At 69.7% G+C, this 25,591-nt stretch carries 22 protein-coding genes; 18 read left to right on the top strand and 4 right to left on the bottom strand.

Annotated features, from left to right (window positions below):
- Position 1 precedes the first annotated feature (1 nt).
- The 17 genes from RZE77_RS16735 to RZE77_RS16815 all read left to right on the top strand — a co-directional run bounded on the left by RZE77_RS16735 (position 2) and on the right by RZE77_RS16815 (position 17,984).
- Positions 2–763 (top strand): 4'-phosphopantetheinyl transferase family protein, encoded by a 762-nt coding sequence (locus RZE77_RS16735; protein ID WP_319438415.1) that lies wholly within the window; start codon positions 2–4, stop codon positions 761–763.
- Positions 760–1,578: a serine aminopeptidase domain-containing protein gene (locus tag RZE77_RS16740; RefSeq protein ID WP_319438416.1), complete on the top strand. Its 819-nt coding sequence runs from the start codon at positions 760–762 to the stop codon at positions 1,576–1,578. Before RZE77_RS16735 ends, RZE77_RS16740 begins: the two co-directional genes overlap by 4 nt.
- Positions 1,579–1,627: 49 nt before the next feature.
- Positions 1,628–2,509 (top strand): alpha/beta hydrolase family protein, encoded by an 882-nt coding sequence (locus RZE77_RS16745; RefSeq protein WP_319438417.1) that lies wholly within the window; start codon positions 1,628–1,630, stop codon positions 2,507–2,509.
- A gap of 31 nt (positions 2,510–2,540) precedes the next feature.
- A complete protein-coding gene (locus tag RZE77_RS16750) occupies positions 2,541–3,722 on the top strand; it encodes a polysaccharide biosynthesis/export family protein (protein WP_319438418.1) in 1,182 nt (393 codons plus the stop codon).
- A gap of 44 nt (positions 3,723–3,766) precedes the next feature.
- Entirely contained in the window at positions 3,767–6,064 is a 2,298-nt protein-coding gene (locus RZE77_RS16755; RefSeq protein ID WP_319438419.1) for a polysaccharide biosynthesis tyrosine autokinase, read from the top strand.
- Complete coding sequence (locus RZE77_RS16760; protein WP_319438420.1) at positions 6,061–6,723, top strand: sugar transferase; 663 nt, start codon at positions 6,061–6,063, stop codon at positions 6,721–6,723. Before RZE77_RS16755 ends, RZE77_RS16760 begins: the two co-directional genes overlap by 4 nt.
- Before the next feature lie 41 nt (positions 6,724–6,764).
- Entirely contained in the window at positions 6,765–7,745 is a 981-nt protein-coding gene (locus RZE77_RS16765; protein WP_319438421.1) for a GDP-L-fucose synthase family protein, read from the top strand.
- 43 nt (positions 7,746–7,788) lie between these two features.
- A complete protein-coding gene (locus tag RZE77_RS16770; RefSeq protein WP_319438422.1) occupies positions 7,789–9,111 on the top strand; it encodes a hypothetical protein in 1,323 nt (440 codons plus the stop codon).
- 8 nt (positions 9,112–9,119) lie between these two features.
- The gene (locus tag RZE77_RS16775) at positions 9,120–10,217 is read left to right on the top strand and encodes a glycosyltransferase (RefSeq protein WP_319438423.1); all 1,098 of its coding nucleotides are present in this window, start codon (positions 9,120–9,122) and stop codon (positions 10,215–10,217) included.
- On the top strand, positions 10,214–11,143 hold the full coding sequence (locus tag RZE77_RS16780) for a hypothetical protein (RefSeq protein WP_319438424.1): 930 nt from the start codon (positions 10,214–10,216) through the stop codon (positions 11,141–11,143). The genes RZE77_RS16775 and RZE77_RS16780 overlap by 4 nt, the downstream gene beginning before the upstream one ends.
- Positions 11,144–11,152: 9 nt before the next feature.
- On the top strand, positions 11,153–12,085 hold the full coding sequence (locus tag RZE77_RS16785) for a hypothetical protein (protein WP_319438425.1): 933 nt from the start codon (positions 11,153–11,155) through the stop codon (positions 12,083–12,085).
- Positions 12,086–12,115: 30 nt separating this feature from the next.
- Positions 12,116–13,381, top strand: a complete 1,266-nt coding sequence (locus RZE77_RS16790; RefSeq protein ID WP_319438426.1) for a polysaccharide biosynthesis protein — start codon at positions 12,116–12,118, stop codon at positions 13,379–13,381.
- The gene (locus RZE77_RS16795) at positions 13,378–14,625 is read left to right on the top strand and encodes a glycosyltransferase WbuB (RefSeq protein ID WP_319438427.1); all 1,248 of its coding nucleotides are present in this window, start codon (positions 13,378–13,380) and stop codon (positions 14,623–14,625) included. The genes RZE77_RS16790 and RZE77_RS16795 overlap by 4 nt, the downstream gene beginning before the upstream one ends.
- Before the next feature lie 59 nt (positions 14,626–14,684).
- Positions 14,685–15,473, top strand: a complete 789-nt coding sequence (locus RZE77_RS16800) for a response regulator transcription factor (RefSeq protein ID WP_319438428.1) — start codon at positions 14,685–14,687, stop codon at positions 15,471–15,473.
- A 39-nt stretch (positions 15,474–15,512) separates the two neighbouring features.
- Positions 15,513–17,024 (top strand): mannose-1-phosphate guanylyltransferase/mannose-6-phosphate isomerase, encoded by a 1,512-nt coding sequence (locus RZE77_RS16805; protein WP_319438429.1) that lies wholly within the window; start codon positions 15,513–15,515, stop codon positions 17,022–17,024.
- Positions 17,025–17,052: 28 nt separating this feature from the next.
- Entirely contained in the window at positions 17,053–17,655 is a 603-nt protein-coding gene (locus RZE77_RS16810) for a hypothetical protein (protein ID WP_319438430.1), read from the top strand.
- A gap of 98 nt (positions 17,656–17,753) precedes the next feature.
- Entirely contained in the window at positions 17,754–17,984 is a 231-nt protein-coding gene (locus RZE77_RS16815; RefSeq protein ID WP_319438431.1) for a hypothetical protein, read from the top strand.
- 11 nt (positions 17,985–17,995) lie between these two features.
- Here RZE77_RS16815 and RZE77_RS16820 read toward each other — a convergent pair whose 3' ends face one another.
- From RZE77_RS16820 to imuA, 4 genes are all read right to left on the bottom strand, one after another.
- Positions 17,996–18,940 (bottom strand): hypothetical protein, encoded by a 945-nt coding sequence (locus RZE77_RS16820; protein WP_319438432.1) that lies wholly within the window; start codon positions 18,938–18,940, stop codon positions 17,996–17,998.
- Positions 18,941–19,015: 75 nt separating this feature from the next.
- Positions 19,016–22,369: an error-prone DNA polymerase gene (locus RZE77_RS16825; RefSeq protein ID WP_319438433.1), complete on the bottom strand. Its 3,354-nt coding sequence runs from the start codon at positions 22,367–22,369 to the stop codon at positions 19,016–19,018.
- Positions 22,362–23,711: a Y-family DNA polymerase gene (locus tag RZE77_RS16830; RefSeq protein ID WP_319438434.1), complete on the bottom strand. Its 1,350-nt coding sequence runs from the start codon at positions 23,709–23,711 to the stop codon at positions 22,362–22,364. The genes RZE77_RS16825 and RZE77_RS16830 overlap by 8 nt, the downstream gene beginning before the upstream one ends.
- Positions 23,680–24,486: a translesion DNA synthesis-associated protein ImuA gene (gene imuA / locus RZE77_RS16835; RefSeq protein ID WP_319438435.1), complete on the bottom strand. Its 807-nt coding sequence runs from the start codon at positions 24,484–24,486 to the stop codon at positions 23,680–23,682. Before imuA ends, RZE77_RS16830 begins: the two co-directional genes overlap by 32 nt.
- A 212-nt stretch (positions 24,487–24,698) precedes the next feature.
- On the opposite strand from imuA, the gene RZE77_RS16840 reads away from it, so the two are divergent.
- Positions 24,699–25,586 carry an aldo/keto reductase gene (locus tag RZE77_RS16840; protein WP_405547625.1) on the top strand — a complete coding sequence of 296 codons (888 nt, stop codon included), beginning with the start codon at positions 24,699–24,701 and terminating at the stop codon, positions 25,584–25,586.
- The last annotated feature ends 5 nt before the right edge of the window (positions 25,587–25,591 follow it).

A 25,591-nucleotide genomic window follows, 5' to 3' on the forward strand; every position in this document is an offset into this window, starting at 1 on the left:
CATGGGCGCCGCAGCTTTCTCCCTGACTTCCGTCGATGCGCCGGTCTGCCGGTATCTCGAACTCGACGACGAACCCGGCCCCGAGGCGGAGCGGTTCCTCTCTGACGAGGAACTGGAGCGCGCCGCGCAGTTCCGGTTCGCGGCCGACCGGCAGCGCTTCGTGGCCGCGCATGTTGCGCTGCGCTGCGCGCTGGCCGCGCAGACGGGCGAGCGCCCCGAGGCGCTGCGCTTCACCCGCAGCGCATTCGGCAAGCCTTCGCTGTCGGGCTGGCCGCGGGTGCGGTTCTCGCTGAGCCACAGCCTGGGGCTGGGACTGCTCGCCATCGGCGAACGCGGTCCGCTGGGAGCCGACGTCGAGCTGCTGCGGCCGATTCCCGATGCGCTCGAGCTTGCCGCACAGCATTTCACGGACAGCGAGAACGAAGCGCTGCTGGCCCTGCCCGAGGCCGAGCGCGAGCACGCCTTCCTGACCTGCTGGACGCGCAAGGAAGCCTGCCTCAAGGCCATCGGCCTCGGGCTGGTGGTGCCGACGGAGCGCTTCGAGGTGGGGCTGGAGCCCGACTGCCGGAGCGTGGAAGTGCCGGTGGCCGGCCGGATCCTGTGGCTCGTGCTGCAGCCCGCGCCGCTGCGCGTGGACAGCGTGGGAGCGATTGCGGAATGGCGGCAGACGCACGTGCGCGCCAGCATGCCGGGTTTCGCGGCGCAGACCTGCGCCCGCTCGCGCTCGGCGGAACGGCGCGCGGCGCCAAGGGTCCCGCAATGAACGCATACCCCTTCATGTTCGGACCGGCGTCGCGCCAGATCTTCGGCGTGTTCCATGCCGCCGGCGATGGGCGGCCCGGTAGTACCGCGGTGCTCGTGTGTCCTCCTTTCGGCCAGGAGGGCCTGCGGACCCACCGCTTCTTCAAGGTGCTGGCCGAGCGCCTCGCGCGCTCGGGCATCGCCACGCTGCGCTTCGACTTCCATGGCGCGGGCGACTCGCCCGGCGATGAAAGCGAAGGAGAGCTCGACGGCTGGCGCCGCGACCTGTGCTCGGCCCACGAGGAGCTGCGCCGCAGGGCCCTGGGCAGCCGCATCGTCTGGGTCGGCGCGCGGCTCGGCGCCACCCTGGCCGTGCTGGCCGCGCGCAACGGACGCTGCGACCCGGCGCGGCTGGTGCTGTGGGAGCCGGTGATCGACGGCCGGCGCTATGCGCGCCACTTGCGCGAGCAGCATGTGGCGGCCATCGACACGACCTTCTGCATTCCGGACCTGGTCTGGCGCCGCAGCCTTGCGCACGACCCTGACGCGCTGCCCGAGGAAGCGCTGGGCACCCTGCTCTCGCCCGCGCTGCGCACGCAGCTCGGCGCGCTGGCGCCCGAATCGCTGCCGCTCACCGCCCTGCACGACACGCTGGTGCTGACCTCGCCCGACGACGAGCACACCGCGCAATGGGCGGCCGAGCAGCAGTCGCGCCACATGCCGGTGCGGCTCGCCTACTTCCAGCACCGGCTCGACTGGACCGCCGATCCCTATCCCAACAGCGCCATGGTTCCGGCCGACGCGCTCAACCGCTTGCAGGGTGCCCTCCATGAATGACATGACGCAATGCCCCGTCCGGTTCGGACCGGGAGACGCACTGATGGGCATGATCACCATTCCCATGTACCGGGCGCCGGCCGACGTCGCCTGCCTGATGCTCAACATGGGCGCCAACCACCGGGTCGGCCCGCGCCGCATCAACGTGAAGCTGGCGCACGCGCTGGCCGCGCGCGGCGTGAGCAGCCTGCGCTTCGACCTTGGCGGCCTGGGGGACAGCGACGCATCCGATGCGTCGTCAGACCTGCAGGCCCGCGCGGTGCGCGACCTGCGCGCCGGCATGGATCTTCTCGAGAGCATGCTGGGCATCCGCAAGTTCGCGATCGTGGGCATGTGCTCGGGCGTGGAGCACGCCATGACCGCGGCCGCGACGGACACGCGCGTGGTGGCGCTCTCGCTGTTCGACGGCTTCGCCTTTCCGGACCGGCGCTCGCGCTGGGAACGCACGCTGCGGCGCGCGCTGGCGGCGCCCGCGCATCCGTCGTTCGCGGGCAAGGCCAAGCGCTGGCTGCAGCGCCACCTGCTGCCCAGCCATTCGACCAAGCCGCTGCCCGGCTTCTTCGCGGAACGCAAGCCGCCCGAGGTCAACGCCGTGTGGTTCGGCGCCACCATGCGGCGCCTGGTCGAACGCAAGGTGGCGGTGCAGCTGCTCTATTCGGGCTCGCTGCATGTCTGCGACCACGACCGCGACCAGCTCGGTCCGTTCCGCAGCGAACCGTTCGCACAGGCCGTGCAGTACGAATTCATGCGCGATGCCGACCACACGCTGTGCACGGCGCGGGGACAGCAGCTGTTCCTGCGCTCCGTCGGCGGCTGGGTGGCCGCCTGCGCCATCAGCGCCGGCCCGGAACGCCGCAGCCCCAGCACCAGCCCGAGCCCGCTCGCACCCGTGGTGGAGCGCCCCGAGCACGGCGCCTACGTCCCGCAGTGAACCGATTCCCCAGGAAGAAAGGACACACCCCATGGCACACCTCGATCCGGCCAGTTCCTTGCGCATCGCCCGCGCCGTTCCCGCCCGCGCCCGAATCCGCATCCGATCGGCGGCGCTGCTGCTGCTGCCGCTGTGCCTGGCCGGTTGCGGGGTGCCGGGCTTCGGCCCGCCCGACAGCGGCAACTGGGGCGCCTATCGCTCGAGCGGCAGCGACGCGCGGGGCGAACCGAAGATCGTCTCCATCACGCCCGAACTGATCCGCACGATGGCAACGCGCAACCCCGCCGCGCTGCCGGCCGATGTGCGGCAGCTGTTCGGCAAGGCGCCGGCCTACACCATCGCCCCGGGCGACGTGGTCGGCATCGTGGTCTACCGCCATCCCGAACTGATGCCCAATGCGGGCGCGGTCATCTCGCAGCAGACGGACCCGACCGGTGTGAGCGTCGCGCCCGGCTTCATCGTCGATGCCGAGGGCGAGATCAGCTTTCCCTACATCGGCCGCACCAAGATCGAAGGCATGACGGAGAGGTCCGCCGCCGAGATGATCTCGGGCAAGATCAAGCCCTTCGTCAAGGATCCGCTCGTGAGCGTCAGGATCCAGTCGTTCCGCAGCCGGCGCGTCTATGTGGAAGGCGAGGTCCGCGCGCCGGGCCTGCAGATCTTCACCGACGTGCCGATGACGCTGGCCGAGGCGATCAACCGCGCCGGCAGCATCACGCAGGCCGGCGACCGTTCGCGCGTGTCCCTCACGCGCGCGGAACGCACGATGGTGATCGACCTGCCGCTGCTTCGCCGCCTGGGACTGGACCCGACCCGCATCCCGCTGCAGAACGGCGACATCGTGAACGTGGGCAGCCGCGACGACAGCCGCATCTACGTGATGGGCGAGATCCAGCGCCCCACCGCGCTGCCGATGCGCGACGGCCGGCTGAGCCTGAACGAGGCGCTGGGCGATGCGGGCGGACCGGCGCTGCAGACCGCCTCGACCGACCAGATCTACGTGGTGCGCAACTCGAGCGGCGACGTGCCCGAGGTGTTCCACCTCGATGCGAAGAACCCGGTGGCGCTGGCCCTTGCCGACCGCTTCGAGCTGCAGCCGCGCGACGTGGTCTATGTCGACCCCGTGCCGCTGGCGCGCTGGAACCGGGTGATCAGCCTGATCCTTCCCGCCGCGCAGGTCGTGAACCTCGGCGGCAACACCAGCCGCCGCTGAAGCCGCGCCTCCACCCGTCCAGGCAACACACAAAGGTGATTCCCATGAATGCGCACTGGCAACCTGCACTTCCCGCTCCCTCGGCCGCGGATGCCGCGGCGTCCGACACCCCTCCTCCTTCCAGGCTCAGGGAGCATGTCGACCTGCTGCTGGACAGCCGATGGAAGATCGCGGGCATCACCGCTGTCGCGCTGCTGCTGGGCGCGGCCTACGCCATGTTCGGGCCGCGCGTGTACGAGGCCAACGTGCTGATCCAGGTCGAGGACCCGGACCGCTCGGGCGGCACGCTGGTCGGCGACTCCGCGAGCAATGCGCTCAACGCCAAGACGCCGACCGCGGGCGAGGCCGAGATCCTCAAGTCGCGCCTGGTGCTCGAGCAGGCGATCGAGAACACCAAGCTCTACATCGAGGCGCAGCCGCTGTACGTGCCGATCGTCGGCGCCTGGCTGGCGCGGCGCGCCAAGACGCTCTCCGAGCCGGGCTTCGCGGGCCTGTCGGGCTACGTGAGCGGCAAGGAGCAGATCGTGGTCGCGCAAATGGACGTGCCGGCCGACCTGGAAGGCAAGCGCTTCCTGCTGACCGCGGGCGCCAACGGTAGCTACACGCTGACCCATCCCAAGCTGGACAAGCCGATGGCCGGCACCGTCGGCGTGCCGCTCGATATGCAGACCCCGCTCGGCCCGATCCATCTGCTGGTGGGCTCGATGTCGGGCCTGCCCGGCGCGGCCTTCGAACTGGTGCGCGAGTCCAAGCAGCTCGTGCTGATTGAACTGCAGCGCGAGCTGCGCGTGATCGAGAAAGGCAAGCAGTCGTCGGTCGTGGAAGTGAGCTGGCGCGACGGCAACCGGACGCAGCTGGCCAACCTGCTCAACGAAGTCGCACGGCTCTATGTGCGCGTGAACATCGACCAGAAGACGGCGCAGGCGCAGCGCGCCCTCAACTTCCTGGGCTCCGAGCTGCCCAAGCTCAAGCTGCAGCTGGAGCAGTCCGAGGAAATCTACAACCAGTACCGCAACCAGAACGGAACCATCAGCCTGGACGATGAGGCGCGCAACGCGCTGTCGCAGAACCTGGAACTGCAGACGAAGCTGTTCGATGCCACGCAGAAGCGCATCGAGCTCTCCGAGCGCTTCACGTCCAGGGACCCGAGCGTGATGACCATCGACGCACAGATCGCGTCGCTCAGGAAAGCCCTCGGGGGCGTGGAGCAGCGCATCCGCCGCATGCCCATGCTGCAGCAGAACTCGCTGCGCATGCAGCGGGACATCAAGGTCAACACCGACCTGTACGTGTCGCTGCTCAACAGCTCGCTGCAGATGCGCCTGGCCAAGGAGGGGCGCATCGGCAACGTGCGCGTGCTCGACCAGGCGCTGCTCCCCGAAAAGCCGATTCGGCCCAAGGCGGTGATCGTCATGGGCATCGCGCTGATCGCAGGCCTTTCGTTCGGGGCGGGCTCGGCGTTCCTGCGCAGGTCGTGGCGCAAGACCATCGCCAGCCCGGCCGAGATCGAGACCCACACGGGCCTGGACGTCTACAGCACCGTGACGCTGAGCGCGCACCAGCCGTTGCTCGACCGCGCCATTCGCCACGGCAAGCCCGGCGTGCACCTGCTGGCGGCGCAGCATCCGAACGACCCGGCGCTCGAAGGGTTGCGGCGGCTGCGCACGGCGCTGAAGTTCGCCATGCCCAAGGCAGCGAACAACCGGGTCATGATCTCCAGCGCCACGCCCGGCGCGGGCAAGACCTTCGTGTCGGCCAACCTCGCGGCCGTGCTCGCCTCGACCGGCCGCCGCGTGCTGCTGATCGACGCCGATCTGCGGCGCAGCAGCGTGGCGGCCATGTTCGGGCTGAAGCGCCGCGGCGGCCTGTCGGAACTGATCCGCGGCTCGATCGAATTCCCGAACGCCATCCACACGGGCGTGCTCGGGCACCTGGACGTGATGACCACCGGGTCGCTGCCCACGGACCCGAGCGCGCTCCTGACCAGCGACGCCTTTGCCGAGGTTCTCGAAAAGGCCTCGGAACGCTACGACGTGGTGATCGTGGACACGCCGCCGATGCTGCTCGCCTCGGAGACGGCCGAGATGGCGCCCTGCATGGGCACGCTGCTGATGGTGGCGCGCGCCGGCGACAACGAGCTGGGCGACCTGTCGGAAAGCGCGAACCAGCTGCGGCATGCAGGGGCGCAGTTCCAGGGCGTCGTGCTGAACGCGATGGACACCAGCCGGCGCTACTACGGCAACCTGGCCTACCGCTATGGCGGCTACCAGCCGCGGGTTCACGAGTACCCGAGCGCGGTGGCCGAGCTTCCACAACCTGCCCGTGCGAGCGCCGCATCATGAACACGCTGCCATCGAATGCCGCAGTCCATTCGCCTGGCAATTCACGGCTGCTGATGGGCACCAAGCGGGCCGTGGACGTGCTGCTGGCCGGCGGCTTCTTCCTTCTGCTCGGATGGGCGTTCGCGCTGGTCTGGGTCGGCGTGCTGCTGACTTCCGGCAAGCCGGGCATCTACAAGCAGCCGCGCTACGGCCGGGACGGGCGCGTCTTCAGCTTCTACAAGTTCCGCACCATGGTGCCCGATGCCGACGCCGTGCTGGAGCGCTACCTGCGCGGCAACGAGGCGGCGCGGCGGCAATGGGAGATGTACCAGAAGCTGGACCGCGATCCGCGCATCACGCGCTTCGGCGCGGTGCTGCGCAAGTACAGCCTGGACGAGTTGCCCCAGTTCTGGAACGTGCTCAAGGGCGACATGAGCGTGGTCGGCCCGAGGCCCTGCATGTTTGCCCAGAAGGAGCTGTACGGCGTCTATTGGAGCAGCTACTGCGCCGTGCGGCCCGGCATCACCGGGCTGTGGCAGGTGAGCGGGCGCAACGAGATCAGCTACCGGCGCCGCGCGGCGATGGATGCGGACTACGTTGCCACCCTCTCGATCCGCCAGGACATCGCGATCCTCCTGAAGACCTTCCTCGTGGTGGCCGGAGCACGCGGCTCGCGCTAGGCGCCACCCCCTCAACCCTCAACCTTTAACCGAAAGAACATATGCGTATCTACGTTGCTGGTCATCGCGGCATGGTGGGGCAGTCGCTCGTGAAGCGTCTGGGCAGCCTCGGGCACGAGGTCGTCACGCGCAGCCACGAGGAACTCGATCTGCTCGACCAGGAAGCCGTTCGCCGTTTCTTCGCCACCGAGCGCGTCGACCAGGTGTACCTGGCGGCAGCGAAGGTCGGCGGCATCCACGCCAACATGACCTATCCGGCGGAGTTCATCTACCAGAACCTGCTGATCGCCGCCAATGTCACGCACCAGGCATTTCTTGCGAACGTCAAGCGCCTGCTGTTCCTCGGCTCCAGCTGCATCTATCCGCGGCTCACCGAGCAGCCGATCCGCGAGGACGCGCTGCTGGGCGGCCAGCTCGAGCCGACCAACGAGCCCTACGCCATCGCCAAGATCGCCGGCATCAAGCTGTGCGAGAGCTACAACCGCCAGTACGGCGCCTCGCACGGCATCGACTACCGCAGCGTGATGCCGTGCAACCTGTACGGCCCCGGGGACAACTACCACGCCGAGAACAGCCACGTGGTGCCGGCGCTGATCCGCCGCTTCCATCTTGCCAAGACCACCGACGCGCCCGAGGTGCTGATCTGGGGCACGGGCCAGGCCAGGCGCGAGTTCCTCTACGTCGACGACATGGCCGAAGGCTGCACCACCGTGATGGGCCTGAGCCGCGCGGGCTACGAGCAGCACACCACGCCGATGTGCGCCCACATCAACCTGGGCATGGGCGAGGACCAGTCGATCGCCGAGCTGGCGCAGCTGGTCGGTGAGGTCGTGGGCTACCGCGGCCGCATCCGCTTCGACACCTCGCGGCCGGACGGCGCGCCCCGCAAGCTGCTCGACGTGTCGTGCGCGGCCGCCATCGGGTGGCACCCCACGGTGTCGCTGGCCGAGGGCTTGCAGCGCACCTATGCGGACTACCAGAAGTCGCTGCAGCCCGCCGCGCAGGAACTGGCGCACGCCTGAGCCCGCGCCGGCTCCACATGCAACAACAAGCACAAGGCCTTCCATGAGAGCGCTCTCCTTCTGGTCAGGCATCGGCATCGCCTTCCTGTGCGGCTCGCTCGAGCCGGCCTGGGGCTATGCGGTGGTGTGCGCGCTGTCGCTGGTCCAGCTGTCGATGCTCCGCGCGCCGGGGGCCAGCGTCTTCCTGCTGATCCACTACGCCACGATCCTGACCTACTTCTCGGTGGCGCCGGCGATGCAGATCGCCGCCGACGTCTCGTTCTGGGACACGGGGGTGATCGGCCCGGCCGCGCACATGCAGGCGCTGACGCTGCTGCTGCTGTACATGGCGGGTGTCGAGGCGGCCCGCTTCGGCCTGCCCGATGCGCCGGCGCCGGTGCGCAGCGACGCAGGCCCCCAGGTCCAGTCGGCCGGCGTGGCCCACCCCGCGCTGCTGCTCCTGAGCGGCGCGATCTCTGCGTTTGCCTCGCTGTTCATCCGCCCCGACCTGAACTTCATCGCGCGCGGCATTCCGGGGGCCGAAGACAACGTTCCGGTCGACTTCATCGTCTACTCGACGCTGCCCAAGCTGATCGTGCTGGTCTGCTTCGTGGCCCTCACGATCCATGCCATGCGCCGCGGCACGTTCTGGGCATGGTGCGCCGCGGGTCTTGCGCTGGCGATGGCCGCCTTCGCCGCGAACCCGGTCAACACGGCGCGGCAGGTGCTGCTGATCGGCCTGCTGCCTCTTTTCATCCATCTCTTCGGCCGGGGCTGGCGCTGGACGCTGGCCTTGCTGATCTTCGGCGCCATTGCGGGCCTGGGCCCGGTGCTCAACCTGGTGTCGCGCGGCAGCATCTGGGGCGAGACGCTCACCACCTTTCCCTACAGCCCGGACTTCGACGCGATGTACGTCGTGGCCGGCATCCTGGAGCGCGCATCCGAGCCGGAGCTCGGATGGGGGCGCTACCTGCTGTCGGCTTTCTCGTTCTTCCTGCCGCGCGACCTGAAGCTGTTTCCCGACTTCGATCCGCTGGGGTGGCCCGCCATCCTGGGCAACTTCTCGCAGGCCAACCTGTCGCTGCCGCCCTTCACCACCGCGTACTTCGACTTCGGGCTGGCCGGGCCGGTGATGTTCGGCCTCGCGATCTCGGCCGGCTTCCGGGTGCTGGACAGGCTGGTCGATCCGCGCGCCGCGCTGTCCGGCAGCTACCTGTGCGCGCTGGTGCTGCTGGCCGCCTACGTGCCGTTCATGCGCGGGCCGATCCTCGGCTGGGGGCCGTTCGCGGCATCGGGGCTGATTGCGGCGCTGCTCGCCGGCCTGCTGAGCTCGCGCTTCCGCCCGGCACGCCGCGGCGCGGCGCCCTACGCCCCCCGCGTGGCCTGAGGTCCGGCATGTACAAGTACCTGTTCTACGACACGATCCGCCTCAACCGCGGCGCAGGCGGCGTGCTGAACGTGTCCGACCTGCTGCTGCGCAGGATGCGCCTGTGCAAGGGCGACCACATCCAGCCGGTCAGCGAACTGCATCCGCGCCTCTTCGCCGCGGCGCGGTTCCTGCGCATCAGCCGGTTCCTGGTCGAGATACTGCTCTACAACTACCACCGGCTGCGCGCGCTGGCCACGGGCGAGCGGGTGTTCTCGCTGTTCCCGAACTACTTCCTGCCGTTCACGCTTTTCGGGCGCCACCGCGATTCGATCGTGATCGTCCACGACCTGCAGTACCGGTACTACCCCGTGTACTTCAGCCGCGCCAAGCGCCTGTGGCTCGACTGGAGCCTCAGGCGCGTGGCCCGCAGCGCGGCCGACGTGGTGTTCATCAGCAGGAGCAGCCAGCAGGATTTCGAGCGGTACTTCGGATGCTGCGAGCACGCGAGCGTCATCTTCAATCCGGTGGAGGCCACGCGCACAGCCGGCTCGGCCGCTGCGGCCGGGCCGTCCCGCGAACCGCCCGTTGGCGAGCGCTACCTGATCGCGTCCTACCACTACTACCCGCACAAGAATTTCGGCGCCGCGCTGAAGCTCTTCGAGCGCATGAAGCGCGAGGGGCTGGTCGACTGGCTCGACATCACGGGCAACGGCGCGGCCGAAGTGGAACGGATGGTCGCCAGCATGGCACCCGAGCTCGGCAGCTGCGTGCGGCACCGCGGGCTGGTCTCGCGCCAGGAACTGACGCGGCTTTATTGCGGCGCCACGGCCTTCATCTCGCTGTCGGCCTTCGAGGGCTTCAATCTCTCGGCCGCCGAAGCCGCCACGCTGGGCGTGCCGCTGCTGCTCTCGGACATTCCGGTGCACCGCGAGCTGTTCGGCGGCTACGCCTTCCTCATCGGCAGCGAGCCATGCGACATGGGCCAGCTGTCGCGCTACCTGGACGATCACCGCGACACGCAGCCGGCCTGGCTGCATGCCGAGGCCTGCGCGCCGGGCGCGGTGGCCAGGCGCTATCTGATGCTCAAGCGCGAAGCCGTCTCGCTGGCCGGAGCCATGCAATGACACGCACCGCAAGCGCCCTTGGACGGCTGCTCGCGGCGGCGCTGTTCGGTGCGGCCTGCGCGGCTTCGGCAACGGCGGCCACCGGCTTCGGCGTGATGGTGCACTACCTGCCCGACAGGCAATCGATCGCCGATGTCGCCCGCTTCGACGTCGAAGCGTTTGCGGCATCGCTCGCGCAGATGCGCGCGTCCCACCTCATCCTGACGCTCGGGCAGAACAACGGCCAGTACATTGCGCCGAATGCGGCGCTCGAGGCGCTGTGCCCGCACACTGCCGCGAACCGGCCGCCGCGCGACCTGCCGCTGGAGATCGGCCGCGCGCTGCGCAGCCGCGGCATCGCCATGGTGCTCTACCTGCCGTTCCGCGCGCCGCAGGCCGATCCCGAGCTGATGAATTGCCTGGGCGACATCTCCGAGCAGAAACCGCCGCCGGCGGATTTCATCGCCGCATGGACCGCGGTGATCCGCGACTGGTCGCAGCACTACGGCGCGCTGGCCAGGGGCTGGTGGTTCGACGGCGTCTACAACACCCGGGGCATCTCGCCGGCCGGCTGGGATGCGCTGTGCGCAGCGGCGCGCAGCGGCGCCCCCGACCGGTGGCTGGCCTTCAATGCCGGCGAAGGTCCGGCGCGCTTCAGCGCCAAGGCAGCGCCCTGCCAGAACCTGATGGCCGGCGAATTCATGCAGCCTCCCGCGCAGTTGAGCGCGCCGCGCTCGGAGCTGAAGTTCCATCTGCTGACCCCGCTCGGCGCCTCCTGGGGCCAGCCGACGGCGCCGCGCTTCACGGCCGCCCAGCTGCGCGGCTGGATCGCGCAGGCGAACGCGCGCGGCGGGCTCTTCACGCTCGACCTGCCGCTGGACGACGACTTCCGCTTTCTTCCCGCGCACGTCGCGCTGGTCCGCAATGCGACGGCGCCCCGGCCCTGACACATGACCATGACCCATTCCCTTCCCTTCATCGTGGTGGAAGACCGCCAGAACAAGTCCCTGCTGCTGTGCCGCGAATCCGCGGCGCGCGCGCAGGAGCCGCTGATCGTGCTGTCGGACACCGACGCCGGGCCCGGCTACGAGCGCCTGTGCCGCACCTATGTGCACCTGTCGAGCAATCCGCCGGAGTTCGAGAAGATCTGCTTCCGGCGCTACTTCCTGCTGTCGGAATACCTGCGTGCCCATCCCGAGCACCGCGAGTTCGTGCTGATCGACAGCGACGTGCTGCTGTTCCGCGGCGTCGGCGCGCACATCCGGAGCGTGGCCGGAAAGGCGGATTTCTCGGGCTCCTACATGCGCCCCGACGATGGCTGGGACCCGTGCCAGATCTCGCCGCACGTCAGCTACTGGACCGCGGCGGGCCTGCAGCAGTTCATCGCCTTCCTGCTCAACACCTACGCAACGTCCAGCGGCCGCAGGAAGCTGCGCGCGATCGCGGGCCGGTTTGCCGCCAGGGGCGTGCGCGGCGGCGTGTCGGACATGACCCTGCTGCACCTCTGGGCCCACGCGAGCGGCAATGCGGCGCCCATCAACCGGATGTTCGACGGGCGCGTGATCGACCACAACATCAACGGCGGGCGCAATCTGCTTGCGAACGAATTCCAGGGCCGGGGAGGCGCCAAGCGCCTCGTGTTCGTCGACGGCCGGCCCTGCGTGGTCACGCCCGCGGGCGAAATGGTGAACGTGATGGCGCTGCACTTCCAGGGCAGCGCAAAGATCGCGATGCCGCACGTGCTGCGCGGCCGGGTGCACACGGTCGCCGCGCTGACCTATGCGCTGCTGCTGGCGCGCCGGGCCAAGAACTGGGCCTTCGGCGTGCGCCTGCTGGGGCAGCGCGCCGTGAACGGCGGACGCTTCGCCGGCGCCGCCGGGCCGAAATGAGCCCGCAGGCAACGCACTCCCGGGCACGCCATGAACATCCTCCACCGCACCGCCCAGCTCACCGGCATGCGCGCGGTGCAGCTCCACGGCCTGGGCGCGCTGGCATCGCGGCTCTATGTGTACCTGTCGGGCTTCCTGGCCCTGTTCCTGATGGCGGCGTATGTCTCGCCATCGGACTTCGGCGAGTACTCGATCTACCAGTCGGTGCTGGAGGTGGCGCTGGTGGTTGCCACGCTGGGCAGTTCGCTGCTCTTCGCGCGCAATGCCGCCACCGTGCCGCCGGGCGTGCGGCGCGGCGACGTGGTGCGCACGCTGGCCATCGGGCTTCCGCTGGCCGCGCTGCTGAGTGCCGCCGTGCTGCGCATCCAGCACCTGCCGGTGGTGGGCGCGCCCTTCGTGCTGCTGATGGCGGCGCTCGCGGTCTTCTCGCTCATGAGCCTGCGCCTGTCCTACAGCCGCGGACTGGGCCTTGCCGGGCTGCTCAACCTGGAGGGCGGCATCCGCTCGACCATCCTGGTCATCGGGGTGGCGGCCTTCGCCGCGTGGGGCGCCGAGCTGCGCGCCACGCAGCTGCTGCTCATCAACCTGCTGGCCTTCCTGCTGGTGGGCGCGGCCTGCATGCACAGCCGCTGGGCCGCGGGCCCGCCGGCCGGACGCCCCGCGCTCGGCCTGGCCTCGCAGGGCAGCGCCACCGTCTATTCGCTGCTGATGTTCCTGCTTCGCAAGTCGGACCTGCTGGTGGTGGCCTTCTTCATGCCGCTCGGCTACGTGGGCGCCTTCAAGGTCGCCTTCCTGCTGGCGGAGGCACCGTCGCAGTTCGTGCAGGCCTTTCTCTACACCAAGACACGGCCGATGCTGGGCACCGACGCCGCGAGCTCGGACGGCTCGGAGCTGCGGCTGGCGAAGCACTCGTTCCTGCTGGGCTGCGCGCTCTTCGCGGCGCTCGCCGTGGTGATCGCGGCCGCCGCGCCGCTGCTGAAGGTGGGGCGCGAGGCGCTCGAGATCTTCCTGTGCATGGCGCCCTACTTCCTGCTGCGCACCTACACGGTCCACCACGAGATGCTGCTCGCGCTCAAGGTTTCGATGGCTTCGCTGGGATGGTGGGCGCTGGCCGAGGTGCTGCTGCGGCTCCTGTCGTACGGCGCCGTGGTCGCGGTCTTTCCCGGCAAGCCGCACTACGTGTTCTTCATTGCCGCCTTTTCCGACCTGCTCCTCTACGAGGTGCGGATGCGTGCGCTGCTCGGCTTCTTTCCGCTCGCACGGCTGGTTCGCGGTTCCTTCCCGAGGCGTTCATGAAAATCCTGCTCTATTCGATGAACTTCACGCCGGAGCTCGTGGGCATCGGCAAGTACTCGGGCGAGATGGCCCAGTGGCTGCATGCCAAGGGCCACACGGTCCGGGTGATCGCCTCGCCGCCGTTCTTTCCGCACTGGGCGCCGTTCGAAGGGCATTCGGCCTGGGCCTACCGCAAGACGGACTGGAACGGCATCACGGTCTGGCGCGCGCCCACCTGGGTGCCCGCGCGGCCGCGCGCGCTGGCGCGCATGCTGCACCTGTTCTCCTTCATGCTGTCGAGCATGCCGCTGCTCTTCGGGCAGGTCCGCTGGAAGCCGGACCTGGTCTTCGTCGTGGAGCCGCCTCTGTTCTGCGCGCCGGCGGTGCTGTTCTTCTCGCGCATGCTGGGCATCAAGTCGTGGCTGCACATCCAGGACTACGAGGTGGACGCGGCCTTCGACCTGGGCCTGGTGCGCGGCGCACGGGTGCGGCGCTTCGCGCTCTCGGCCGAGCGCTGGCTGCTGAGCCGCTTCAGCCGGGTGTCGACCATCTCCGCCGCCATGCTCGACAAGGCCAGGAACAAGGGCATCGACGCGGCGCGGCTGGTGCTTCTTCCCAACTGGGTGGACGTGCGCTCGATCTACCCGCATGCGGCCGCCGCCCCGGACGCGGGCGACGGCGCCACGGGCTACCGGGCCATGCTCGGCATTCCGGACGACGCGGTCGTGGTGCTCTATGCGGGCAGCCTGGGCAACAAGCAGGGCATCGAGGTGCTGGCCGAGGCGGCAGGCCGGCTGGCGGCCGCCAGGCACATCCACTTCGTGCTCTGCGGCAACGGGCCGAGCCGCGAGCCGCTGAAGGCCGCATGCGCAGGCCTGGACCACGTGCACTTTCTCGACCTGCAGCCGGCCGAGCGGCTCAACGAGCTGCTGGGCATGGCCGACATCCACGTGCTGCCGCAGCGCGCCGACGCCGCCGACCTGGTGATGCCCTCGAAGCTGGGCGGCATGCTTGCGAGCGGCAAGGCCGTGATCGTCACGGCCCATGCGGGCACCGAGCTGAGCAACGTGGTGTCGGGCCGCGGCCTGGTGGTTGCGCCCGGCGACGCCGATGCGCTGGCCGAGGCCATCGCGCAGCTCGCCACCTCGCGCCCGCAGCGCGAAGCCATGGGGGCGGCCGCCCGCTCCTTCGCCGAAACGGAGCTGGACCAGAACGCCATCCTGCAGCGCCTGGAGCGCGAGCTGCTGCGCTGCCTTGCCGACTGACACCACCCCACACGCCACCCACGACATCCACTTCCTCCAACTCCAACCTGGGGATCCACATGTCCGACACCACTCCTCCTTCCGACACGCCGGATCCCGGCCGCCTGCCGGAGCGCCGGAAAGCCAGCCCGCCGGGCCTGTGTCCACCGCCCGAACCGCTGTGGCCGCACTTCCTCACCGGGCAGGAAGACGCGCCGGTGCGCGTGCTGCTGATCGACGACGACGAATTCATGCGGCGCGTGATCGCCCAGGAACTGCTGTCGGACATGCGCATCCAGCTCGAAGGGCAAGGCAGCAGCGTGCGCGACGGCCGCCGCCTGCTGGCCACCCACGAGTTCGACGTGCTGATGGTCGACCTGCGGCTGGGCGACGGCTCGGGCTTCGACCTGATCCGCGAGGCGCGCAAGCTGCACCGCTACTGCGAAATCATCGTGATCTCCGCGCTGGAGGACGATGCCCACGTGATGCACGCCTTCGAGCTCGGTGCCACCGGCTACCTGCTCAAGCACGCCTGGCTGCAGAGCTTTGCCGAGGCCGTGCTGCAGGTGGTCAACGGCGGCGCGGCCATCACGCCCAAGCTGACGCGCCGGCTGCTCACGCGCATGAACCTGCAGGGCAGCGGCGAGCGGCCGGCCACCGAAACGCCGGTGCGCGAAGCCACGCTGACCGCGCGCGAACGCGAGGTGCTGCGCTTCGTGGCGCGCGGCTGCGTCTCCAAGGAGATCAGCATCCGGCTCGGGATCTCGGGGCAGACCGTCAACGCCCACATCAAGAACATCTACAAGAAGCTGCATGTGCATTCGCGCGCGCAGGCGGTGAGCCTGGCGACCCACACCGGCCAGCTCTGACCGGAAGAAGCGCCCACCACCCTTCACGAGGATGACGCCATGACCACCCCCACCATCCACCCCGTCGTGCTGTGCGGCGGCAGCGGCACGCGCCTGTGGCCTCTTTCGCGCAAGACCCTGCCCAAGCAGTTCGCGCCGCTGATCGGCAACAAGAGCCTGCTGCAGCTGACGCTGGAGCGCCTGTGCAGCCTGAACCGCGACATCACCTGCGTGGCATCGGAAGACCATCGCTTCCTGGTGCGCGAGGCGGTCGACAAGGCCGGCGCCACAGGCCGCCAGATCCTGGAGCCGGTGGCGCGCAACACGGCGGCCGCCATGGCCGCCGCGGCGCTGCGCGCGGGGCCGGACGACCTGCTGCTGTTCGCACCGGCCGACCATCACATTCCCGACACCGCGCTTTTCGCGCAGACGGTGCGCAGCGGCGTCGACGCGGCGCTGGCCGGGCGGATCGTGACCTTCGGCGTGGCGCCCAGCTTCGCGAGCACGGCCTATGGCTACATCGAGGCCGGCGCGCCCGCGGCCGACGGCCACAGCCACGCCGTGGTGCGCTTCGTCGAAAAGCCGACGGCCGCCGTGGCCGAGTCGCTGATCCTGCACGGCGGCTACTGCTGGAACGCCGGCATCTTCCTGGCGCGCGCCGACATCTTGGTTGCGGCGCTGCGCACGCATGCGCCCGACATCCTCGAGGCCTGCGAGCGCGCCACCGCCGCCATCTCGGCCGACGGCAGCTTCGACCGGCTGGACCGCGAGGCCTTCGAGGCCTGCCGCGCCGACAGCATCGACTACGCGGTGCTCGAAAAGCACGAGGCCATCTCGGTCGTCAAGTTCAACGGCAACTGGAGCGACGTCGGCAGCTGGAACGCGGTGGCCATGCTGCATCCGCAGGACGGCAGCGGCAACCACCTGAGCGGCAATGCCAGCGCGCTGCGTTCGAGCGACACCTTCATCCACGCGCCGCACCGCCGCGTGGTGGCGCTGGGCACCCGCGGCCTGATCATCGTGGACACGCCCGATGCCGTGCTGGTGGCGGGCGCGGACTGTGCCGAGCAGGTCGGCGACGTGGTGCGGATGCTCGCGGCCGAAGGCCAGGCCGAGGCCACCGAACACCGGCGCGTGGTGCGGCCCTGGGGGGCCTACGACAAGCTCGACTTCGGCGAGCGCTTCCAGGTGAAGCGGCTCACCGTGAAGCCCGGCGCCAAGCTCTCGCTGCAGATGCACCACCACCGCGCCGAGCACTGGATCGTGGTCCAGGGCACAGCCAAGGCCACCTGCGACGGACAGGTCACGCTGGTGCGCGAGAACGAATCCATCTACCTGCCGCTGGGCGCCATCCACCGGCTGGAGAACCCGGGCAAGACGATGCTGGAAGTGATCGAGGTGCAGACCGGCGGCTACCTGGGCGAGGACGACATCGTGCGCTTCGACGACACCTACGGCCGCTGCCCTTCGACCAAGGCGCGCGGCGATGCGCAGGCGCTGCCGCTGCCGGATGCCGCCGCGGCCGCCGTGCCCGTGCCCGTGGCCGCGCCGCAATTGGCCCCTGCCCCGTAGCTGCCGCAACCCTTGCGCAGCATCCGCCATGACGAAGCTCTGGCCTGCGCTGCTGGCCGCCGCCCTGCTCTCGGGCTGCGCTGCGCCCACCGCCACGCCGCCGCCAGCCGCGCCCGTGCCGGCGGCGCCCGCGGCCGGCACGGTGACGTGGCAGTACATGCGCTCGACCTGGCACGAGGCGCGGCAGCCGGGGCTGGGCATCAGCCACCGCTACCAGAGCCGCGTGGGCTGGATCGACGTCTACCTGTACGACATGAATCAGGGCCACTGGCAGGCCGGGGTCGACGATCCGCGCTTCGAGGCGCAATTCCAGTCCTCGGTGGAAGAGATCCGGCTCGCGGGTGCGAGGGGCTTCTACGCCGAAGTGGAGGTCGGTCCCATCAGCGACGTGCGGATCGAGGGGCAGGACTTTCGCCGCGTGAGCCTTCGCATCGTGCATGCCGTCACGCGCAAGGCCTACGAGTCGTTCACCTTTCTCACCGCGCGCAACGGCCGGCTGCTGAAGTACCGCATGTCCTTCGAGGCGCCGGCACCGGCCGACGTGGATGCCATTGCGCGCGAGTTCATCGAGCGCAACCTGCGCAGCGGGCCGGACATGCCGAGAGCGGCGCATCCGCTGCTCGATACCTGAGCGTCCAGTGCCTTGAAGCACCGCAAAAATACTGTTCTTCCATACAGTGTTTCCTCTAGAATTACTCGTCTCCAAGAGCAAACATTCAAGGCGACACCATGACCACCGCCAGCCCGCCGGCGTCCTCTGCGCGAATCCTGTTTTTCTCGCCGCTGCGGCGCTCGCAGCCGCGCCAGCCCGTGGGCCGGATCTCGACCTGGCCCTTTCGCGTGGCCTCCGAAAAAGACCGCGACGGCGGCAGCCTCCCTGGCGACGGCAATGACATGCGCCTGCATGCGGCGCGCGTGCTGCGCACCACGGCCGAGCACTGGTGGCCGCCGGCCGGCTGAATGGAAATTGCCTAGGCGCTCTCGTGCGCGCCGGGCTCGCCGAGCAAGTCCTGCGCGTCGTCGTCGAAGCCCGCGATGGGCTGGGCCTTGGCAAGCGCGAGCCACACGCCGAACGGAATGCGGTCGAAGGCGCGGTGCACGGCGGCGCGTGCCACCAACAGCCGTTCGCCTTCGAGCACGAGCACGCCGCACTCCGGCGGAATCTCGTCGGGCGAGGCAATGCAGCGGCCGCGCGCATCGTTGCCCAGCACGTACCAGCATTCGCCGCCCAGGTCGAGGTAGGCCGCGCGCTTGTCGGGCTTGCGCAGGTCGCCCAGCAGATCGGCGCGGCTCACCTTCACCTCGTGCACGACGGGATGCGCATAGGCCTCGACGCTGGTATTGCGGATCGAGAACACGTCGGGCCTGGCGATGCACCAGCGCGGCTTGCCGCCTTCTTCGAGCGGCGGCAGGCGTGCCCGCAGGCCCAGGCCGCGCCAGGCAATGCGGCCGCCGCGCGTCATTTCGCGTGCCACGCGCTCGACCAGTGCCTCGTGCGGCGAGAGCGCCGCGCGGTTGAGGGTGAGCGTGGTGGCAATGCGCGCAATGCCGGCATCGGTCACGCGCAGGGTCTCGTGGCCATGCGGCGTGCGCACGCGTTCGAGGAACCCGCCCGCGAGCAGTTCGACCTCGATGGCATCGCAGCAGGGCCAGCCCGCCGAACGGTAGATCTCGCGCAGCCGCCGCGCATGCAGCTTGCCGAACGGCACCTCGCCGGTCCGCTGCATCGGTGGCGGAGGATCGATCACGGGCGGCGGAAAACCGGGGTCGGTGAACGGCGGCTCCACGGGTGGCGGATCGCCCTCGGGCGGAGGCCCCGGTGGCGGTGGCGGCGGCACGGGAATGGGCACGTCGGGCGCGGGCGGCGGCGGGCCGATCGGCGTGTCGACGACGGGATCGAGGGCGAGTGCGGGCATGGGAGAAACAGGTTAGCGAAAAGTCGTGGGGTGCGCGAGACATGGAACGATCGGTTGCATTCGATTGCCATGCCCTCAATGGAAGTCGCGGCTGGTGTTGCTCTGCGCCAGCCGGCCCATCAGCGGCGTCAGGTCCTTGAAGCCGGTGGCGATCAGGTGCTGCACCTTGCCGCCGCTGTCGTCGTCGCGCTGCCAGGTGCCCTGCACCGCGAGCAGGTGCGACTTCAAGAGCGGCTCGCGCCAGGCCTCGATGACATGGCTCCAGACGATCACGTTGACGTTGCCGGTCTCGTCCTCGAGCGTGACGAAGATGGTGCCGTTGGCAGTGCCCGGGCGCTGGCGGCCCTTGACGATGCCGCAGGCGCGCACGGTCTGGCCGCTGGGCTGCGCGCGCAGTTGCTCCGCGCTCATGAGCTTCATGCGCGCGAGGCGCGGGCGCAGCAGCGCGAGCGGATGGCGGCGCAGCGTGAGGCCGAGCGCGGCGTAGTCGCCGACGATCTCCTCGCCCTCGGGCGCCGCGGGCAGCTGCAGCACCTGCTCGTTGATCGGCACGCCCTTGAGCAGGGCCGGCGAGCGCCGCTGCGCGGTAGCGTCCCACACCTGCTGGCGGCGGTGGCCCGAGAGCGACATCAGCGCATCGGCCGCGGCCAGCGCCGCCATGTCCTTGCCGTCGAGCTCGGCGCGCAGCGCGAGGTCTTCGGTGCTGGTGAAGGGTGCCTGCGCGCGCGCTTCGAGCAGGCGCCTGGCGCCCTCCTTGCTGAGGCTCGAAATGCGGTTCAGGCCGAGCCGCACCGCGGGCTGGTTCTCGCGGCCGAGGCGATCGGCATAGCGCGCATCGGTGCCCGGCGGCATGCGCGGCGCATCGGGCGCACGGGCTTCGAGCGTGGTGTCGATGTCGCTGCAGGTCACGTCGGCCGGCCGCACCTCGACGCCATGCCGCCGCGCATCCTGCACCAGCTGCGAGGGGCTGTAGAAGCCCATCGGCTGCGAGTCGAGCAGCGCCGCAAGGAAACAGGCCGGCTCGTAGTTCTTGAGCCAGCTGCTCACGGTGACCAGCAGCGCAAAGCTCGCGGCGTGGCTTTCGGGAAAGCCGTAGTCGCCGAAACCGAGGATCTGCTTGAAGATGGCCTCGGCGAACTCGGCCTTGTAGCCGTTGTCGGTCATGCCCTTCACGAGCTTGTGGTGGAACTTCTCGAGGCCGCCCTTGCGCTTCCAGGCCGCCATCGCGCGGCGCAGCTGGTCGGCCTCGTCGGCCGTGAACCTGGCCGCGATCATCGCGATCTGCATCACCTGTTCCTGGAAGATCGGAATGCCCAGCGTGCGCTCCAGCGCGGGCTTCAGTTCTTCCTTCTCGTAATGGATCGCCAGGCCCTTGGCCACCCGCTCGCGCTGCTTGAGGTAGGGATGCACCATGCCGCCCTGGATGGGCCCGGGCCGCACGATCGCGACCTCGATCACCAGGTCTTCATAAGTCTTCGGTTTCAGTCGAGGCAGCATCGACATCTGCGCCCGGCTCTCGATCTGGAACACGCCGATGGTGTCGGCGTCGCAGATCATGTCGAACACCTTCTGGTCGTCGTTGGGGATGTGGTGCATCTGCACCATCGAGCCGCGCCAGCGGTTCATGTGGTCGAGCCCGCGCCGTATCGCGCTGAGCATGCCGAGCGCGAGCACGTCGACCTTGAGCATGCCCATGGCTTCGAGGTCGTCCTTCTCCCACTGGATGACGGAGCGGTCCTTCATGGACGCCTTCTCGACCGGCACCAGCCGCGTGAGCCGGGTGTGCGTGAGCACGAAGCCGCCCACGTGCTGGCTCAGGTGGCGCGGAAAGCCCTTGAGCCGCCGCGTCATCTCGATCCACTGCACCAGCTTGAGTTCGTCTTCCTGCACGCCGACGCGCGCGGCCGCCTTGAACAACTGCTCGCCCAGCACGGTGTCGTCGAACCAGTAGTGGTCCTTGGCGAATTCGTCGATCAGCCGCTCGTCGATGCCCATGGCCTTGCCGACGTCGCGCAAGGCGCTGCGCGCGCGGTAGCAGATGACGACGGCCGCGATGGCCGCGCGCTCGCGGCCGTACTTCCTGTAGATGTACTGGATGACTTCTTCGCGCCGCTGGTGCTCGAAGTCGACGTCGATGTCGGGCGGCTCATGGCGGTGGCGGCTCAGGAAGCGCTCGAACAGCAGGTGGCCTTTTTCGGGATTGATCGCGGTGATGCCCAGGCAATAGCAGACCGCCGAATTGGCAGAGGAGCCGCGGCCCTGGCAGAGGATGTCCTGCGACCTGGCGAAGCGCACGATGTCTTCCACCGTGAGGAAGAACATCTCGTACTTCATCTCGACGATCAGCGCGAGCTCCTTCTCGAGCTGCGCGCGCACCTTGTCCGGAATGCCCTCCGGAAAACGCACCTGTGCGCCTTCCCACGTCTTGCGCACCAGCGTCTCGGCCGGCGTTTCGCTGCTGCCCACGGTTTCGAGCGGGTACTTGTAGTTCTCGCGGATCACCTCCGGATCGAAGCGGCAGCGCTCGGCCACCACCAGCGTGTTCGCGAGCATCCGGGGCAGGTAGAGCTCGGCCAGCCGCACGCGCTGCCGCAGGTGCCGCTCGGCATTGGGCTGCAGCGCAAAGCCGCACGCGGCCACCGTCCTGCCTTCGCGCACGGCCGTCAGCACGTCGTGCAGCGGCTTGCTCGAACGCGCATGCATGTGCACGTCGCCGGCCGCCAGCAGCGGCACGCCGGCCTGTTCGCCCGCCTGCATCAGCGCGGCGAACCAGAGGTCGTCGTCGAGCTCGTTGAGCATTTCCATCGCCAGCCACAGGTTCTCCCCATAGAGCGCCTTGGCGGCCAGCAGGTCTTCATGCAGCGTGGCCGCGTCCACGGCGGCGCCCGGCTCGCGGTGCGGCACGAAGAGAACCTGGCAGTCCTGCAGCGAGGCCACGTCGCTGTGCTCCCAGCTCACGCGGTACTCGCCCTTGGGCAGCTCGGTGTTGCGCGCGGCGGTGATGAACTCGCAGAGATTGCCCCAGCCTTCGGTATCGTTCGCGATCACCACCAGCCTGAAGCGCTCGAAGCGGAACTCGCTGCCGAACAGCAGCCGGAAGCCGGGGTTGCGCGGCAGCGATGGTTCGCCTGGGTGCTCGCGCTCGTATTCCTCGAGCTTGGCCGGCAGCTCGCGCAGGCAGACATGCGCGCGCACGATGCCCGCCACCGAGCATTCGTCGGTGATGGCCAGCGCCGTGTAGCCGAGCTGGTAGGCGCGCTCGACCAGTTCCTCGGGCGTGGAGGCGCCGCGCTGGAAGCTGAAGTTGCTGAGGCAGTGCAGCTCGGCGTAGTCGGGCAGCGTCGGCGCAGCCTTGCGCAAAGGCAAGGGCAGCGCATGCACCTTGGCCGAGTTGCGCCCGCGCAGCTGCTTTTCGCTCAGGTCAGGCATAGAACCCCTGCAGGTACCAGCGCACCTCGGCCGGAGAAAAGCGCGCCGAGGGCCGCTCGCGAAAGATCCACACCAGGCCGGCCTCGGGGCTTTCCGCCACGTAGTAGTCGCGCATCGCGGGCTGGCCGCCGTCTTCCTTGCCGCCCCACCAGCCCGCCTCGATGCGCTGCGGCCCGACCAGCTTGCGCAGCGGGCCGCGGTAGCACGGGCTCTCGCCGTCCATCTCGAGCAGCAGCGGTTCGGGCAGCAGCCAGGGCGGGTAGATGGCATCGGGCTGCAAGGCCGCGGCCTTCGCTTGCTTGCCGGCCTTGTCCGCCGGCGCCTTGTCCTGCTGCAGCGCGGGGCGCCAGGCCTGCTTGCGTTCGGGCCGGTGGTCGGCCTGCGCCGCGGGCACCACCACCTGGTGCGCTCCGAGCCGCACGCTGAGCCGCTCGACCATCTCGTGCAGCTTGTCGCCCTTGCGGTTGTCCTCGGGCAGGAAGCTGGTGCTGGCGCCGGCCCACGGATCGGTTTCGAGCGTGCGCAGCCTGAGCCAGCTCGCGGGCGCCGCGAGCGTGGTGAGGGCGAGCTTTTCGGACAGCAGGCGGCGCAGGTGCGCCATGTCCTGCGTGGGCTCGGCCGTGCGCACGGTGACCTGCTGGTTCGGCGGCAGGTTCACGCCGTTGAAGCGCTTGAGGTCGAGCGTCCATTGCAGTTCGAGCGCGCGCGCGCCGCGCTGGCGCGCGCGCAGCCAGATCTGCAGCGCCGCGAGCAAACGGTTGGCCGACCACATCAATTCGGGCGCGGTCTCGGCCAGCGCGGGCAGCTCCAGCTTCTGCTCGAACACGTCGGGCAGCGTGAGCCAGTCGTGGCTTTCAGGGCACAGGCCCCAGGCGGTGTCGAGCGCTTTGCGCAGTTCCGCGCCGAAGCGCCGCGTGAGGCCGCCGCGCGGCAGGGCCGCCACCTCGCCCCAGGTGCGGCAGCCCAGGCGCGCGAGCAGGTCGAGGTGGGGGTGCGCGGCCGTCAGCGTGTCCAGCGGCAGGCCGGCGGGAATGTCCTTGGGCCGGTTCTCGTTGCGCTCGAACAGGCGCAGCCGCGCCAGCGCGATCAGGCTCGTGGCGCCCTGCGCGCCGCGCATCACGGCACCGGGCGCGGGGTTCTCGTGGGCCAGCTGGCGCATCAGCGACGAGCGCCCGCCCCACAGGCGCTCGCAGGCCGAGACTTCGAGCATCAGCGCCTCGTCCTGCCAGGCGACGTGCGGCGTGTAGCGCAGCGCCCACCAGCCCAGCGCCTCGGGCGTGGGAAGCACCGGGGCATCGGGCGTGTCGGCATCAAGCGACCACCGCAATGCGATCCAGTGCATTGGGGCCTCCCTTCCATGCGTCGATGCGCACCACCGTGGCCGAGGCCGCCGCTTCGCCGGCCGGCACCGTGCCCTGCTGCTGCAGCCGCAGCTTGCGGCGCAGCCGGGCGGCGGCCAGCAATGCGCTCATGCGCTCGTTGCGCGCCGGCAGCATCACCGGCGCGGCCAGCGGCGGGCCGCGCCGCTTCAGGATGCGCAGTTCGATCTGCGACGCATCGGCCTCGCAGCTTTCCACCTGGAGGCGCAGCCGCGCCGGCGATGCACCCTGCGCGGCCGATGCGGGCCGGCACACGAAGAGCAGCACGTCGTGCTGGGCGGCCGCCAGCTGCAGCCGGCGCAGCTCGCCCACCCGGGCCTGCGGCAGCCAGGCCAGCACGGCGGCCACGTCGGCGCAGCGCAGCGCCTGCTCGCAGGCCCACAGCCGCGCGGCCGGCGCGTCGCTGCGGACCCACATCAGCGCCTCCACCGGCAGCCCCTGCGCCGCGAGCGCCGCCGCGCAGGGCTCGTAGGGCGCGCCGATCAGCACCACCGGCCCGCCGTGCGCCTGCACCGCCTGCGCCAGCGCGGGCAGCAGCAGCCGCCAGACATGCGCCTCGGGCGCGGTCTGCAGCAGCTCCGTCATGGCGCCGACCGGCCAGCCGCCGCCCGGCAGCTGCGCGTCGAGCGCGGCATGGCCGGTGGCAACCACCTGTGCATCGGCCAGGCCGAGCTCGTCGGCATGCCAGACGCCGCGGCCCGCGGCAGCGGAAAAGGAGTCGAGGAAAGGGAGGCCCATGATTCAACTGTTAACTGTATTTTTATACAGTATTCCATGCGTCGCAACTGGAAAGCCGGCTGGAGGGGCTTTCCTTGCGCGGTGGCCCTGTGCGCCGTCCCGGCCGATACTGAAAGCCGTAACGGCAACGCCACCCCCGAAGGACTTTTTCTCCCGTGACCCTGCCGGCAAACGGTCTTTTCCTCACGCGCGCCCAGTTGCTGCGCCTGGGCATGGCGCTGTGCGCCGGCGCGGCGCTTCCCCCCGCATCCGCGCAGCAAGGCCGCCTGAAGATGAACACCCGCCCCATCCCCTCCACGCAAGAAGCCCTGCCGGTGGTCGGCTGCGGCACCTGGATCGGCTTCGACCAGCGCCCCGGCAGCGACGAATACCAGCGCCTGCCCGGCGTGCTGGACGCGCTGTTCGCGGCCGGCGGCACGGTGATCGACAGCTCGCCGATGTACGGCCGCTCCGAGGAAACCACCGGCGAGCTGCTGGCCGCCGCATCGAAGCCGCGCGAGAACAAGGCCTTTCTCGCCACCAAGGTCTGGACCTCGGGCCGCGAGGCCGGCATTGCGCAGATGGAGCAGTCGTTCGCGCGGCTGCGCACCCAGCGCATGGACCTGATGCAGGTGCACAACCTGATGGACTGGAAGACCCACCTCGCCACCCTGCGCGGCTGGAAAGAGAAAGGCCGCGTGCGCTACATCGGCATCACGCACTACACGGCCTCGGCCTACCGCGAGGTCGAGGCCGTGCTGCGCGCCGAGAAGCTCGACTTCCTGCAGATCAACTATTCGCTCGACGCGCGCGAGGCCGAGGAGCGCCTGCTGCCGCTCGCGGCCGAACGCGGCGTGGCGGTGATCGTCAACATGCCCTTCGGCGGCGGCGGACTCCTGCGCCGGCTGCGCGGCAAGCCGCTGCCCGCCTGGGCCGGCGAGATCGGCTGCACGAGCTGGGCGCAGGTGCTGCTGAAGTTCGTGCTGAGCCACCCGGCCGTGACCTGCACCATTCCCGGCACCAGCCGCGCCGAGCACATGGCCGACAACGCCGCGGCCGGCGCCGGCGCATTTCCGGATGCGGCGTTCTGGCGCCGCAACGCGGAATCGATCGGGCTCTGAGCCGC

This window comes from Variovorax sp. SPNA7 (assembly GCF_033807855.1).
In the GTDB taxonomy this organism is placed as follows: Bacteria; Pseudomonadota; Gammaproteobacteria; order Burkholderiales; family Burkholderiaceae_C; genus Variovorax; species Variovorax beijingensis.